The 13,316-nt window shown below is 65.5% G+C and carries 10 protein-coding genes; 8 read left to right on the top strand and 2 right to left on the bottom strand.

The window, feature by feature from the left end; genetic code table 11:
• Positions 1–59: 59 nt before the first annotated feature.
• Positions 60–692, bottom strand: a complete 633-nt coding sequence (gene upp, locus XcuCFBP2542_RS06155) for a uracil phosphoribosyltransferase (protein ID WP_104602735.1) — start codon at positions 690–692, stop codon at positions 60–62.
• Positions 693–842: 150 nt separating this feature from the next.
• Between upp and XcuCFBP2542_RS06150 the strand changes: the two genes are divergently transcribed.
• Both XcuCFBP2542_RS06150 and XcuCFBP2542_RS06145 read left to right on the top strand, forming a co-directional pair.
• Entirely contained in the window at positions 843–3,404 is a 2,562-nt protein-coding gene (locus XcuCFBP2542_RS06150; RefSeq protein WP_167526887.1) for a TonB-dependent receptor, read from the top strand.
• Positions 3,404–4,522, top strand: a complete 1,119-nt coding sequence (locus XcuCFBP2542_RS06145) for a phytase (RefSeq protein ID WP_104602734.1) — start codon at positions 3,404–3,406, stop codon at positions 4,520–4,522. The genes XcuCFBP2542_RS06150 and XcuCFBP2542_RS06145 overlap by 1 nt, the downstream gene beginning before the upstream one ends.
• Before the next feature lie 85 nt (positions 4,523–4,607).
• Here the strand turns inward: XcuCFBP2542_RS06145 and XcuCFBP2542_RS06140 are convergent, their stop codons facing one another.
• Positions 4,608–6,104 (bottom strand): aminotransferase class III-fold pyridoxal phosphate-dependent enzyme, encoded by a 1,497-nt coding sequence (locus tag XcuCFBP2542_RS06140; RefSeq protein WP_104602733.1) that lies wholly within the window; start codon positions 6,102–6,104, stop codon positions 4,608–4,610.
• A 121-nt stretch (positions 6,105–6,225) separates the two neighbouring features.
• Here XcuCFBP2542_RS06140 and XcuCFBP2542_RS06135 point away from each other — a divergent pair, with 121 nt between their 5' ends.
• The 6 genes from XcuCFBP2542_RS06135 (at position 6,226) to secF (ending at position 12,839) form a co-directional block, all read left to right on the top strand.
• Positions 6,226–6,657: an Lrp/AsnC family transcriptional regulator gene (locus XcuCFBP2542_RS06135; protein ID WP_104602732.1), complete on the top strand. Its 432-nt coding sequence runs from the start codon at positions 6,226–6,228 to the stop codon at positions 6,655–6,657.
• Between the two features lie 154 nt (positions 6,658–6,811).
• The gene (gene queA / locus XcuCFBP2542_RS06130; protein ID WP_104602731.1) at positions 6,812–7,882 is read left to right on the top strand and encodes a tRNA preQ1(34) S-adenosylmethionine ribosyltransferase-isomerase QueA; all 1,071 of its coding nucleotides are present in this window, start codon (positions 6,812–6,814) and stop codon (positions 7,880–7,882) included.
• 95 nt (positions 7,883–7,977) lie between these two features.
• Entirely contained in the window at positions 7,978–9,123 is a 1,146-nt protein-coding gene (tgt, locus tag XcuCFBP2542_RS06125) for a tRNA guanosine(34) transglycosylase Tgt (protein ID WP_104602730.1), read from the top strand.
• Positions 9,124–9,253: 130 nt separating this feature from the next.
• Positions 9,254–9,607 carry a preprotein translocase subunit YajC gene (gene yajC, locus XcuCFBP2542_RS06120; protein ID WP_104602729.1) on the top strand — a complete coding sequence of 118 codons (354 nt, stop codon included), beginning with the start codon at positions 9,254–9,256 and terminating at the stop codon, positions 9,605–9,607.
• A gap of 305 nt (positions 9,608–9,912) precedes the next feature.
• Positions 9,913–11,760, top strand: a complete 1,848-nt coding sequence (secD, locus tag XcuCFBP2542_RS06115) for a protein translocase subunit SecD (protein WP_104602728.1) — start codon at positions 9,913–9,915, stop codon at positions 11,758–11,760.
• A gap of 110 nt (positions 11,761–11,870) precedes the next feature.
• Complete coding sequence (gene secF, locus XcuCFBP2542_RS06110; RefSeq protein ID WP_104602727.1) at positions 11,871–12,839, top strand: protein translocase subunit SecF; 969 nt, start codon at positions 11,871–11,873, stop codon at positions 12,837–12,839.
• The last annotated feature ends 477 nt before the right edge of the window (positions 12,840–13,316 follow it).

The following is a 13,316-nucleotide window of genomic DNA, read 5'->3' as shown; positions in this document are numbered from 1 at the left end:
CACCGTACCCTCACCCCAACCCCTCTCCCGAGGGGAGAGGGGCTTCAAGCCAGCGCAGTTCACTCCACCCGCGTGCCAAAAATTCGGTCGCCGGCATCGCCCAGGCCGGGCAGGATGTAGCCCTTTTCGTTGAGGTGATCGTCGATGGCGGCGGTATACACCTCCACGTCCGGGTGCACGGCTTCCAGCGCCCTCAGGCCCTCCGGCGCGGCAACCAGGAAGATGCCCTTGATGCGGCGCGCACCGGCGCGCTTGAGCATGTCGACGGTGGCGATCAAGGTGCCGCCGGTGGCCAGCATCGGGTCCAGAATCAGTGCATCGCGTTCTTCCAAGCGGCCGGTGAGGCGTTCGAAGTAGGGCACCGGTTGCAGGGTTTCCTCATCGCGCTGCAGGCCGACCACGCTGACCCGCGCAGCCGGGATCAGCGCCAGCACGCCCGGCAACATGCCAAGGCCCGCACGCAGGATCGGTACCAGGGTGATCTTGGCGCCGGCGATGCGCTGCACGTTCACCGGACCGGCCCAGCCGGGTTGCACATGCGACTCGGTGTCCAGGTTCGCCGTGGCCTCGTAGGCCAGCAAGGTGCCCAGTTCGGTGACCAGTTCGCGAAAGCCTTTGGTACTCAAGGCTGCGTCGCGCAACAAGCCGATCTTGTGTTGGACGAGCGGGTGGCGGACTTCGACAATTTTCATGGGCGGCGACAGGCAGGAAAGAAGCACAGTGTGCCGCAGCCATGTGCGGCGTTGCCACACACGCAGGCACTTGCGCTGGCACATGTCATGTCGATGAAACGTCGCAGACATAGTGTGCACACCCATTCTTGACCGATAGGGGATGCCTGCGTGTTGAACAAGACTCCGCTCTGCCTGGCGATCACGCTGACGCTGGCAACCGCCAGCCTTGGCGGGCAGGCACATGCGGCAGAAGTGGCTGTCCCGTCTGGCGCCGCCACCAGCGCGGCGGCCGTGGAGCTTGAACGGCTGGAAGTGCGCCCGCAGCTGGAAGCGCAGGAGCGCGCAGTCGATCTCAAGCGCGCTTCCGATGCGATCCAGGATGCGGTCGCCTCCGATGCGCTGGGCCGCTATCCCGACAAGAATGTTGCAGAGTCCCTGCAGCGCCTGCCGGGTGTCAGCGTCACCCGCGACCAGGGCGAGGGTCGTTTCGTGGTGATTCGCGGTCTGGATGCATCGCTCAACAGCGTCACCATCGACGGCATGAACATGGGCACGCCTGAAGACGGCACGCGTTCCACGCCGCTGGACGTGATTCCTTCCGATTCGACCGAGCGCCTGAAGGTGGTGAAGTCACCAACCCCGGACATGCCGGGCGACTCGATCGGCGGCGCGATCCAGGTGGAATCCACCTCTGCTTTCGATCGCGATGGACGCACGCTGCGTGGTTCGATCGAAGGAAGCCACCAGTCGCTGTCCGGCAAGACCAGCCCCAAGGGTGCGTTCAATTACAGCGACATCTTCGGCGGCACCCTTGGCGTGGCCGTGGGGGTGAACCACCAGGATCGCCAGTTCGAATCGGACAACACCGAAGTGGCCTACGACAGCTTCGATGGTGGCGCCGAAGACGATCTGTTCGCAGGCCGGGTGCAACGGCGCAAATACTTCATCGAGCGCACCCGCACGGGCGCCAATGTCAATCTGGACTGGCGGCCGGATGCGGATAATCGCTACTACCTGCGCTCGTTGTACAGCCGCTTCGACGATGCCGAAACGCGTCAGCTCACCGCCTTCGGGCTGGCCGATGGGCAGGTCACCGCCAATGGCGACGGCACCTACACCGTGGCCGCTCTGCCGGCGAGCAGCATCTCCAAGCGGGTGCGCTTCCGCACCAAGAAGGAAGACAACATGGCGATCAGCGCTGGTGGCGAGAACCGCCTGCGCAGCGCCACCGTCGATTACAAGGTTGGCTATACCAAGACCACCGAGCGCGTGAACGACGAGATGGAAGCGCGCTTCAACTACGACGGCGACGATCTGGCGGCCACGGTGGATCAGCGCAGCAGCATCCCGCGCCTGGGATTTTCCGATAACGGCTGGCAGCGCAACCAGGACTTCGTGTTCGACCGCTTCGTCATCGCGCCCAAGCAGGTAGACGACGACGAGCACAGCGCGCAGGTCAACGTGCGTTTCGACGGCGAGCATTCCAGTCTGAAAATGGGTGTGCTCGGCCGCTGGCGCGAGCGCGATGTCAACGTGGACGAACGCGAGCTGCGTCGCGGCCCGGCGATCGATCTGAGCAGCTGGACCACGGCAGCGCCGGAGCACCGCGGTGGCACGCTGGGCGAAAGCCTCAGCTCCGATACCATGCGTGACTACTGGCGTGCGTCCGGTGATCTGTACAGTGCGCGCCCACAGGATGTTGGCGGCAACCAGCAGTTGTCGTTGCAGGATGACTACACCGCGAGCGAAAACGTCTTTGCCGCCTACGCAATGGGCACCTGGGATATCGGCGCCTTGCGCATGATCGCCGGCGTGCGCGTGGAAAATACCCAGTTCAACGCCACCGGCAACCAGGTGGACGTGGCGCCCAATGGCCGTACCGCCACGGTCACCCCGCGCGAGGCATCCAGCAGCTACAGTAATGTGTTGCCGGGATTGCACCTGCGCTATGACAGCGGCAATGACTGGGTGCTGCGCGTTGCAGCCAACAAGACCTTGTCGCGCCCGGCGTTTGGCGATGTGTCCCCACGCGTGAGCATCAATCGTGGCGACAACGCAGTAAGCATCGGCAACCCACAGCTCAACCCGTATCGCTCCACCAACCTGGATCTGTCTGTCGAAAAATACATCGGCAGCACCGGCGTGGTGTCGCTGGGCGTGTTCGACAAATCGATCGACGATTACATCGTGCAGACCCTGACCACCACCGATGCGCAGTTCCCCGGCCTGCAGGTGACGCGCGCGATCAATGGCGACACCGCCAAGGTGCGCGGTGCCGAGTTCAACTGGCAACAGACGTTGGATTTCCTGCCGGAGGGCTGGAACGGGCTGCTGGTCGGTGCCAGCGCCACCGCCCTGGCCAGCGACTTCGATCCGGGCCTGAGCGACCGCGCCGGCGAGGATTTCACGTTGCCGCGCTCGTCCAGGCGGATCTACAGCGGTCACCTGGGCTATGAGAAATATGGCCTCAGCACCCGCGTGGCGGCGGTGCACCGCAGCGAGTACCTGGACACCATCGGTCAGGCCCGCGCCTACGATATCTATGTCGCCCCGCACACCCAACTGGATGTCAGCATGAGTTATCAGTTCAATCCCCACATCAGCCTGTACCTGGAAGCGCAGAACCTGCTGGACGCGCCATTGGAGCTGTACCAGGGCGTGCGCTCGCGCACGTTGCAGAACGAGGAATATGGCCGGACCTATGCACTTGGCCTGAAGGTGGCGCTGTGATGGGCGCGCGGATGCGGCTGCAAACCACCGTGCTGGCCAGCGCGATGGTCCTGGCCGGCTGTGCAAGCAAACCGGTCGATCGCGAAGCCGATGAAGCACTGCTCACCGACCCCACGCTGGTTGCAGCGAACGTGGCCCATGAGGTGGTGCCGGAAGCCTTCATCACTGTGTCCACGCCGTCGGACAACCTGGATTCGCCGGCCAGCTGGATCAGCCCGGAGGGCAAGCGTTGGATCATTGCCACCGCCAAGGCTACCCATACGCTGGTGGTCTTCGATGGCGATAGCGGCACGCGCTTGCGGGTGGTGGGCGGCAAGGGCAAGGCGCCGGGCAAGCTGGATCGCCCGAACGGGATCTCGGTGGTGGACGACCTGCTGTTCGTGGTGGAGCGTGACAACCGCCGGGTGCAGGTGTTCTCGCTGCCGGAATTCACGCCGCTGACCAGCTTTGGCCAGGATGCGCTGCGCGAACCCTACGGGTTGTGGGTACGCAAGCACGACGGCGACTACGAGGTGGTGGTCAGCGACAACTACATGTCGCCGGGCAACAAGGACCAGCCGCCGCCGCTGGCCGAGTTGGGGCAGCGCTTCCGCCGCTATCAGTTGAATGCGGCCGCAGCGGGCTGGCAAGCGCGCTTGACGCAGACCTTCGGCGACACCACCGAGGCCGGCGCAATCCGCATTGCCGAGTCGGTATTCGGCGATGAGGCCAATGGCCGTCTGATGATCGCCGAAGAAGACGTGGCAGTGGGCACGCAACTGCGCGAGTACGGGATGGATGGGCGCTATCGCGGGCGCAACGTCGGCACCGGGCTGTTCAAGGCGCAGGCCGAAGGCCTGACCCTGCTGCAGTGCCCCGATGGCAGCGGCTATTGGATCGCCACCGACCAGTTCAAGGACCGCAGCGTGTTCCAGGTCTTCGATCGCAAGACACTGGCGCATGTGGGCGCCTTTGCCGGCCGGGTGACCGCCAATACCGATGGCGTGTGGCTGGACCAACGTGGCGATGCGCGCTTCCCGGGCGGGGTGTTCTATGCGCTGCACGACGATCAGGCCGTGGCGGCCTTCGACTGGCGCGATGTGGCGCGCAGCCTGCGCTTGAAGACATGCGCGCCTTGACGGCCGTGCGCCGCCTGCTGCGCTGGCGCCGCCGGCACTGACCGGCGGCGCGACGCCTGCTGATGGGCGATGCGGCGGCGCCGGGTCAGGCCGCCTGCGCCTGGGCTTGGCGCGGGCCTTCCTGCAAGGCACGCGCGATCAGGCCGACCAGCAGGTCCAGCTCGTCTTCGTCCATGGCGAAATGCGGGGTGAAACGCAGCGAATTCTCGCCGCCGTGGATCACGTTGACGCCACGCTGGCGCAGCCATTCCTCGGTGGAGCCAGCGCCGTAGCACTTGTACTGCGGCGCAAGCTCGCAGGAGAACAGCAGGCCGGTGCCCTGCACCTTGGTGATCGGCCCGCCCAGCTCCGCTTGCAGTGTCTGCAGTTTGGCGATCGCCTGTGCGCCGCGCACACGGATGTTCTGGCGCACCTGCGGGGTGAACAAGGCCAGCGTGGCGCAGGCGACATCGAGTGCGCGCGGGTTGGTGGTCATGGTGTTGCCGTAGGTGCCCTTGCGATAGACCTGCGCGGCATGCTCGGTCACGGCCAGGACCGACAGTGGGTACTGCGCGGCGTTGAGTGCCTTGGAATAGGTTTCCAGGTCCGGCGGGTCGAGCTGCTCGAAGCCGGGATAGTCCACCACCGACAGCACGCCGTGCGCGCGCAACCCGGCCTGGATGGAGTCCACCAGCAACAGGCTGCCATGGCTGCGGGTGAGCGCCCGCGCGGCGGCGTAGAACTCGGCCGGCAGGGCGCGGCCCGGATCGCCTTCGCCCATCACCGGCTCCAGGAACACCGCCTCGATGAACCAGTGATTGCGCGCGGCCTCGTCGAAGGCGTGCTGCAGTGCCGCCACGTCGTACGGGGCGATGGCGATCACCGAATCCTCGTCGCGATAGCTGGCCAGGTACTTGGTGTAGGTCTTGCGGCTGGAATCGGAATACAGCCCCGGGCGGTCGGTACGGCCGTGGAAGCTCCCCTTGACCACCAGCCGCTTGATACGGGCGCCGGCGTGGCGCGCGCCCGGGTCGGTGTGCAGCTTGGCGTTGGTATCGACGATACGCGCGGCCAGGCCGACCGCCTCCGAGCCGGAATTGAGGCACATGAAGCGCGCGAACGGGCAGCCGCCACGGGTATGGCCGATCTCGGCACGCAGGGCGCGGTCGAGCCGGCGCTGCGACAGGCTGGGCGTCATCACATTGGCCATCACCTGCGGGCGCGCCATGGACTGCAGTACCGCGGCAGGGGTGTGGCCGAAGCCCAGCATGCCGTAGCCGCCGGCGTCGTACAGCACCGCGCCCTTGAGCGTGACCACCCACGGTCCGCGTGCGGCCAGCGCCACGTACGGCGTGATCGCATCATCGGCGTAGAAGTTGATGAAACCGTCCTGTACGGCGGCGATCTGCGCCTCTTCGTCCAGCTCGAGCAGGTCGCCGGCCTCTTCACGCACCTGGGCGTATTCGGCAGCGGCAGCGGTGATGGCCTGCGCCAGGTCCGGGTGGTTGCCGGCCAAGCGCACGATGGCGGCATCGTCCAGGCCATCGGTCAGACGACGGCCGGTATGGGCGCGCAGCGGGGCGAGCGGGGCGAGGACGGACATGGCGCTTCTCCAGCAAGATGGCATTGTCTTCCTATTATCGGCAGGAGATCGGCGTTTGGCAGCGTGAAATCTGGCGAGATGTGCGCTATTTTCGTCGATTCGCCGAAATCATTGCGCAAAAATGAAAGTCACCCCCTCCGATGAGCGCTTGTTGTCGCTACTGCGCGAGGACGCCCGCGCCTCCACCGCGCAGATCGCGCGCCGGCTCGGTTTGTCGCGCACCACCGTGCAGAGCCGCATCGAAAAGCTCGAGCGCGATGGCGTCATCAGCGGTTACACGGTGCGCACCCACGACGCCTACGACCAGGGGCGCATCCGTGCGCATATCCTGATTACCGTCCTGCCCAAGAAGATGCCGGCGGTGGTCAAGGCGCTGCGCGACATCCCCGAGGTACGCCTGCTGCACTCGGTCAGCGGCGCCTACGACCTGATCGCCCTGGGCGTGGTGGGCGGCGTCAACGAGATGGACGTGCTCACCGATGCCATCGGCGCCATCGACGGGGTGGAGCGCACCACCAGTTCGATCATTCTGTCGACCAAGTTCGAGCGGTGAATCGGGAATCGGGAATCGTAACAGCAACAGCAATAGCGCTTCACCGTCACCAGTGCTGCGCCCGGCTCACCGCTCTTACGATTCCCCATTCCCGATTCTCCATTCCCGGCCGCAGTTACAATGCCCGGCTCCCCAGCCAACCGATCCTGCGGCCTTGAAGAAGTCCGATTTCAACTACGCACTGCCCGAAGACCTGATCGCCCAGGCGCCGCTGGCCGAGCGGGCGGCCAGCCGCCTGCTGGTGGTGCCGCCGGCGCCGGCGGCCTTCAGCGACCGCCAGGTGCGCGATCTGCCGGAGCTGCTGCAGCCCGGTGACCTGCTGATCTTCAATGACACCCGGGTCATTCCGGCGCGGTTGTTCGGGCAGAAGGCCAGCGGCGGGCGGGTGGAGATCCTGATCGAGCGGCTGCTGGGCGAACGCGAAGCGCGGGTGCAGATCGGCGCCAGCAAGTCGCCCAAGGCCGGTAGCCTGATCGCGCTCGATGCCGGCGGCCAGGCCGAGGTGCTGGGCCGCGATGGCGAATTCTACCTGCTGCGGTTCGATATCCCGGTGCCGCTGCAGCAGTGGTTGCCCGAGGCCGGCCGCCTGCCGCTGCCCCCGTACATCCGCCGCGAGCCGGGTGTGGAGGATCGCGAGCGCTACCAGACCGTGTTCGCCCGCGAAGTCGGCGCGGTGGCCGCACCCACCGCCGGCCTGCATTTCGACGAGGCCCTGCTGGCGCGCCTGCGCGAGCGCGGGGTGGAGTTCGGCCACGTCACCCTGCATGTGGGCGCCGGCACCTTCCAGCCGGTGCGCGTGGACAGGCTGGACCAGCACGTGATGCATACCGAATGGCTCAACGTGGGCGCGGCACTGGTGGAGCAGGTGCGCCGCACCCGGGCGCGCGGCGGCCGCGTAGTCGCGGTGGGCACCACGGTGGTGCGCTCGCTGGAAAGCGCCTGGCGCATCACCGATGCCGCGCCCGAGGGCGAATTGCAGCCGTTCGCCGGCGAAACCCGGATCTTCATCCTGCCCGGCTACCGCATCCGCAGTGTCGATGCGATGGTCACCAACTTCCACCTGCCCGAAAGCACGCTGCTGATGATGGTCTCGGCCTTCGCCGGCCGCGAGCGCATCTTCGCCGCCTACCAGCACGCCATCGCGCAGCGCTATCGCTTCTTTTCGTATGGCGATGCGATGTTGCTGTGGGGCGGGGAATCGGGAATCGGGAATGGGGAATCGTAAGGCGGTATCCGCCAAACGATCAGCCGCCTGCAAACCGCTTTTCCGATTCTCCATTCCCGATTCCCCATTCCCCATTCCCCATTCCCGGCCCCTCAATGTCCCGACTCCAGTTCCAGCTCCAGACCACCGACGGCCACGCGCGCCGTGGCCGCCTGACCTTTCCGCGCGGCACGGTGGAAACGCCGGCGTTCATGCCGGTAGGCACCTACGGGTCGGTCAAGGGCATCCTGCCCGAGCAGATCCGCGCGCTGGGGGCGGAGATCATCCTGGGCAATACCTTCCATCTGTACCTGCGCCCGGGCCTGGAGGTGATCGGCGACCACGGCGGCCTGCATGGCTTTGCGCGCTGGGACGGGCCGATCCTCACCGATTCCGGTGGTTTCCAGGTGTTCTCGCTGGCACATCGCCGCAAGATCACCGAGCAGGGCGTGACCTTCTCCTCGCCCACCGATGGCGCGCGGGTGTTCCTGGGGCCGGAAGAGAGCATGCAGATCCAGAAGGTGCTCGATTCGGATATCGTGATGATCTTCGACGAGTGCACGCCATACCCGGCCACCGAAGAGGTGGCGCGCCGCTCGATGGAGCTGAGCCTGCGCTGGGCGCAGCGCTCCCGCGATGCGCACGACGGGCTGGGCAACGATGCGGCGCTGTTCGGCATCGTGCAGGGCGGGGTGCATCCGGACCTGCGTAGTCGCTCGCTGGAGGGCCTGCAAGGAATCGGCTTCGACGGCTACGCCATCGGCGGGCTGGCGGTGGGCGAGCCCGAGCACGAGCGCAATGCCATGCTCGAACACCTGCATCCGCGGCTGCCGGCCGAGCGCCCGCGCTACCTGATGGGCGTGGGCCGGCCGGAAGACCTGGTGGAAGGCGTGGCGCGCGGGGTGGACATGTTCGACTGCGTGATGCCCACCCGCAATGCGCGCAACGGCCACTATTTCACCTCGTTCGGCACGGTGCGGATCCGCAACGCCAAATACGAACGTGACCTGGACACCATCGAGCCAGGCTGCGGTTGCCACGCCTGCAGCAGTGGCTATACGCGCGCCTATCTGCGTCACCTGGACCGCTGCAACGAGATGCTGGCGCCAATGCTGGGCACCCTGCACAACCTCTGGTACTACGAAAAACTGATGGCCGACATGCGCGAAGCCATCGCGGCGGGAACCTTTGTGCAGTTCCGGCGGTCCTTCTATGCGGCACGCGGCGCCACCACGCCGCCGTTGCCGGGGGAGACCAGCTGAGCCCTGCCGTCCGTGCCCGACGCGGACGGGGTGGACCCTGCGTGGCATAATTCCCGGCTGTTCCGCCAAGGCGGTACCTGAATAGCGAGCGCGCCGGTGGGTGCGCTGGCACCAAACTAGGATGCATTGAATGAATTTGCTCGATTTCCTGATTCCCGCGGCCCAGGCCCAAGCGGCCGGCGGCGCAGCGGCACCCGGCTCGGTGGGCGGCCTGTCCACCTTCGCGCTGCCGATCATCCTGATCGCGGTCATGTACTTCCTGATGATCCGCCCGCAGATGAAGCGCCAGAAAGAGCACAAGGCGCTGCTGGACAAGCTGGCCCGTGGCGATGAAGTCATCACCTCCGGCGGCGTCGCCGGCGTGATTACCGATATCGGCGAAAACTTCATCACCGTGGAAGTGGCCGACAATGTGCGTATTCGCGTACAGCGCAGCGCCGTTGGCCATGTGCTGCCCAAGGGCACGCTGAAGTCGGCCAGCTGAGCGCCGCCCGGTCGGCGCTCGAAAACGGCAGGAACCCCTCGTACACTCCGTGATCGCTGCGCCACCGACGCTTGACCGGCCGTTTGTGCCTGCCGTTGTTCGCTTTGCACCATCCGCAACATCACTGCTGCGCGCACCGTCAGGCGGGCGCAGTCGGTGCAAGGAGCCGCATCGCACCCTGGTGCTGCGGTTTCCGCGTACTGCTCGCATCCACCGGATGACTGCTGGCGACCTCGTGTCGGTCGCCTGAAGTCGTTCCCACTGCTAGGCGCGGCGCCGGGACGGTGTTGCGCGGGACTGTCGCAATGCTCGAATTTCCTCGCTGGAAGTATTTCCTGATCCTGCTGGTACTGGCGGTCAGCGCGCTGTATGCGCTGCCCAACGTCTACCAGAAGGACCCGTCCGTGCAGATCACCGCCGCCAGCCGCGGTGCGCAGCTCGACGACGCATTGCGCAGCCGCATCGACGGCGAGCTCAAGAGCGCCGGCATCACGCCCAAGGCGATCACCAAAGAGGGCGAGAGCCTGATGGTGCGCCTACCCTCGTTGCAGGCGCAGACCCGCGCCAACGACGTATTGCGTCAGCAGCTGGGCGAGAATTACACCGTGGCGTTGAACCTGGCGTCCACCGTGCCGCAATGGCTGGCCAAGCTGGGCGGCCGGCCGATGGTGCTGGGTCTGGACCTGGTCGGCGGCGTGCACTTCGCCATGCAGGTCGATCAGAAGGCCGCGCTGGAGAAGCGGCTGGACGGCTTTGCCGAAGATATCCGCACCACCTTGCGCGACGCCCGCATCGCCTACCGCTCGGTGGAGCGCCGCGGCGACAACAGCATCCAGGTCAGCCTGGGCGAGGGCGCCAACGCCGATGCCGCGCGCGTGGCGCTGGCCAAGGCGCAGCCGACCCTGACCTACGACGTCAGCGGCCAGAACATTGCCGTCAAGGTGCCCGAGGCCGAGCTCAAGCAGATCGCCAGTGGCGCGATCGAGCAGAATCTCACCACCTTGCGTAACCGCGTCAATGCACTGGGCGTGTCCGAGCCGACCATCCAGCGCCAGGGCGAGGACCGCATCGTGGTCGAACTGCCCGGCTTGCAGGACACCGCCGAAGCCAAGCGCCTGATCGGTGCCACCGCCTCGCTGGAATTCCGCGCCGTGGTCGAAGGCAACGCCGAAGATGCCGTGCGCAGCGGCACCATCCCGCCGGAGGCCAAGGTCTACCGCGTACGTGATACCGGCGCGCCGGTGCTGCTCAACAAGCGCGCACTGGTGACCGGCGACCAGATGGTCAGTGCCTCGGTCAGCACCGACCAGAACGGCATGCCGGCGGTCGCGGTGACGCTCAACAACGTCGCCGGCCAGCGCATGTTCGACTACACCAGCGCCAACGTCGGCAAGACGATGTCGGTGGTCTACATCGAGCGCATCCCAACGGTGACCATGGTTGACGGCAAGGAAGTGCGCAGTGTGCGGGTCAAGGAAGAAGCCTTGTCGCCGACTCGCATCGCCGGCGTGTTCGGCAAGAACTTCCAGACCACCGGCCTGGAAAAGACCGAGGCCGAGAACCTGGCCAAGCTGCTGAAGTCCGGCTCGCTGGCCGCGCCGATGGACTTCGTTGAGGAATACGTGATCGGCCCGAGCCTGGGTGCAGAGAACGTGGAGCGCGGTGTCACTGCGGTGATCTACTCGTTCCTGTTTACGCTGGTGTTTTTCACCATCTACTACCGCGTGTTCGGCGCGATTACCTCGGTGGCGCTGCTGTTCAACCTGCTGATCGTGGTGGCGGTGATGTCGCTGTTCGGCGCCACCATGACGTTGCCGGGCTTTGCCGGCCTTGCGCTGTCGGTCGGTCTGTCGGTGGACGCCAACGTGCTGATCAACGAGCGTATCCGTGAAGAGCTGCGGCTGGGTGTACCGGCCAAATCGGCGATCGCCGCCGGTTACGAAAAGGCAGGCGGCACCATTCTCGACGCCAACCTCACCGGCTTGATCGTCGCAGTGGCCTTGTATGCCTTCGGCACCGGCCCGCTGCGCGGCTTTGCGCTGACCATGATGATCGGTATTTTCGCCTCGATGTTCACCGCGATCACCGTATCGCGTGCGCTGGCGGTGCTGATCTACGGCAGCCGCAAGAAGCTGAAGACCGTCGCCATCTGATGCGAGTCCGGCCTTGCCCCGGCAGCGCGCTGCCAGGGGCGGGGGATGAATCCCTTCGCAAGCGTTGCGCATCCTGACGGTGCGCAACGTCTAAACGGAAGATCTTTTCCATGAAATTGTTCCCGCTCCATCTGATTCCCAACGACACCAAGATCGACTTCATGCGCCTGCGCAAGCCGGTGCTGGTGTTGATGCTGGTGATCGCGGTTGCCTCGATCGGCGTCATCGTCGGCAGGGGCTTCAACTACGCGCTGGAGTTCACCGGCGGCACGCTGGTGCAGACCTCGTTCCAGAAGACCGTGGACGTGGACAGGGTGCGTGAGCAGCTGGCCAAGGCCGGGTTCGAGAACGCCCAGGTCCAGAATGCTCGCGGCGGCAACGAGGTCATGATCCGCCTGCAGCCGCACGGCCAGCACAACAACCGCGACGATGCCGCACGCACCGTGGCCGAGGATGTGCGCAAGGCGGTGACCAGCGACGAGAACCCGGCCACCGTGCAACCTGGCGAATTCGTCGGCCCGCAGGTCGGCAAGGACCTGGCCCTGAACGGCGTCTACGCCACGGTGTTCATGCTGGTGGGCTTTTTGATCTACATCGCCTTCCGCTTCGAATGGAAGTTCGCGGTGGTCGCCAGCCTGACCGCACTGTTCGACCTGCTGGTGACGGTGGCCTACGTGTCGCTGACTGGCCGCGAGTTCGACCTGACCGTGCTGGCCGGCCTGCTGTCGGTGATGGGCTTTGCGATCAACGACATCATCGTGGTGTTCGACCGTGTGCGCGAGAACTTCCGCGCGCTGCGCGTGGAACCGCTGGAAGTACTCAACCGTTCGATCAACCAGACGCTGTCGCGCACGGTGATTACGGCGGTGATGTTCTTCCTGTCGGCGATGGCGTTGTACATCTACGGCGGCGAGTCGATGGAAGGCCTGGCCGAGACCCACATGATTGGAGCGGTGATCGTGGTGATCTCCTCGGTGATCGTGGCCGTGCCGATGCTGAGCATCGGGCCGTTTGCGGTGACCAAGCAGGACCTGCTGCCCAAGGCCAAGGACGTGGAGGCGCTGGCGCGGCGTCCTTGATCGGTTGGCAAGTGGCCCGACGAAAAAACCGCGCATTGCGCGGTTTTTTCGTTTCTGGCGGTGGACGTCGTACGTGCACGGTTTTGCACTGTGACGCCATCCAACGGAAATACGCTGCTCGGTGCGCAGGCTGTAGTCCCGAGCGCGCAAATGGCCGCGCACTTGATCGAGCAACCGCGTCAGCGGACGTGCTATTACGCCATTGTTGCTGGGGGTGTAATTCATACGTCTGTGTCCTTGCTGGATAACACCGCAAGCATCTGCATGGTCGCGGCCGCTTGCCGTCTTGCAATCCCGTGATCGCGGCTAAGATTTCCCCCATTCACAAAGCGCCAGCGATCGAGGATACTCAGCGCAACACCGCATTTCGGCGGTCCAATAGTTGTCCTGATTAGCCCCATCCCTCAGCCAAGAAAGTTGCTTGCCATGCGCAAAACTCGCTCTGGGCAAGGCTTGCAGCGCATCAGCGCCGTCGCC

The sequence above is a fragment of the Xanthomonas cucurbitae genome (genome assembly GCF_002939885.1).
Classification (GTDB): Bacteria; Pseudomonadota; Gammaproteobacteria; order Xanthomonadales; family Xanthomonadaceae; genus Xanthomonas; species Xanthomonas cucurbitae.
This window is presented reverse-complemented; position numbering and strand designations above follow the sequence as displayed.